General features: G+C 80.0%; 1 protein-coding gene and 1 pseudogene. One reads left to right on the forward strand and one right to left on the reverse strand.

Annotation, left to right across the window (positions count from 1 at the left end):
* A pseudogene (locus tag AC529_RS20635) lies at positions 1-568 on the reverse strand (hypothetical protein); the annotation flags it as partial.
* A 204-nt stretch (positions 569-772) separates the two neighbouring features.
* Between AC529_RS20635 and AC529_RS17930 the strand changes: the two are divergent.
* A complete protein-coding gene (locus tag AC529_RS17930) occupies positions 773-1,306 on the forward strand; it encodes a hypothetical protein (protein WP_068758525.1) in 534 nt (177 codons plus the stop codon).
* Positions 1,307-1,314 lie beyond the last annotated feature (8 nt).

Here is a 1,314-nt window from a genome sequence, read left to right on the forward strand (position 1 = left end):
CCAGCGCCGCGCCCTGGACGGCCTCGCAGCCGGCCATGACCCGCCGCAGGTCGAACCGGTCGGCCGCACCCCGGCGAGCGGGGCCAGCAACGCGGGCGCGAAGTCCCCGACGAGCAGCAGCGCCGCCGCGCACCAGCGCGGGCACCGCGGCCCGCGACGCGGGCAGGAACACCTGCCCGGCCACCGCCCGCACCGCCACCAGGACCAGCAGCGGCGGCAGCGGCGGCAGCCACACGGCCGCGGCCGCCAGCGCCGCGCCCTGGACGGCCTCGCAGCCGGCCATGACCCGCCGCAGGTCGAACCGGTCGGCCGCCACCCCGGCGAGCGGGGCCAGCAACGCGGGCGCGAAGTCCCCGACGAGCAGCAGCGCCGCCACCGCCCGCCCCGTCGACCCGGCGGCGAACAGCAGCAGCGCGACCAGCGCGGCCGACTCGCCCAGCACCGACACCGTGCGGGCGCCGCACAGCACCCGGAACGGGCCGTGCGCCCGCAGCAGGCCCCAGCCGCCCGCGGCCGTCCCGCTCCCGCCCCCGCCTCCGTCCACCGCGCCTCCCGCCGTTGCGTGCACACGCCCCCTCCCCGGATCCTGCCGGTCCCCGCACGCCCGGTCGACCCGTTTTTCCGCCGGTGCGGAGTGCGCCGTGCGGCCGGGCGGGACGTGCGCCGCCGCGGGGCGCCGGGTTTCCGCGGGCGCGGCCGGGGCAGGCGCAGCCGTGAGGACTCAGCGCCGGGCGCCCCGGGCCCGGCCCGGAACGATCGAGAGGCGACAAGGATGGACACCGGCCCGATCATCGGTCTTGCGGTGTTCCTCGGACTGGCGGCGATCGCGGCCCTCGCGGTCCTCGTCTTCCGGGAGGACCGCGGAGGCGGCCGCCGGGCGGAGCGGGAGCCGCGCGACCGGGAGGCCCGGAACGCCCGGTCGGGCCCGCGCGAGCTGACCCCCGAGGAGCGCGCCCGCTACGAGGACGGATGGGCGCGCACCCAGGAGCGCTTCGTCGACGACCCCGCGGGCGCCGTGGACGAGGCGGACCGGCTCATGGAGCGGGTCATGGCCGACCGCGGACACCCCCGCGGCGGCCTGGGGTACTCCGGCGTCGCCGGCGGCTACCGCAGGGCGCACGCCGCCGCCGAGCGCGGCCGCACGGGCGAGGCGACCATCGAGGAGCTGCGCGACGCGATGGTCTGCTACCGGGAGCTCTTCGCCGAACTGCTGGGGCACACCGGTCGGCGCTTTCCGGGCAGGCACGCCGTCCCGGCGGCCCGGGAGTCCGCCGACCAGGACGCCGACCGCCCCGGCCGCCGCTAGCGGCGGCC

The organism is Thermobifida cellulosilytica TB100 (assembly GCF_001517975.1).
Taxonomy (GTDB): Bacteria; Actinomycetota; Actinomycetes; order Streptosporangiales; family Streptosporangiaceae; genus Thermobifida; species Thermobifida cellulosilytica.

Excerpts from the sequence above, each read along its gene's own strand:
- AC529_RS17930 (WP_068758525.1), top strand. The coding sequence starts at position 773 with ATGGACACCGGCCCGATCATCGGTCTTGCGGTGTTCCTCGGACTGGCG.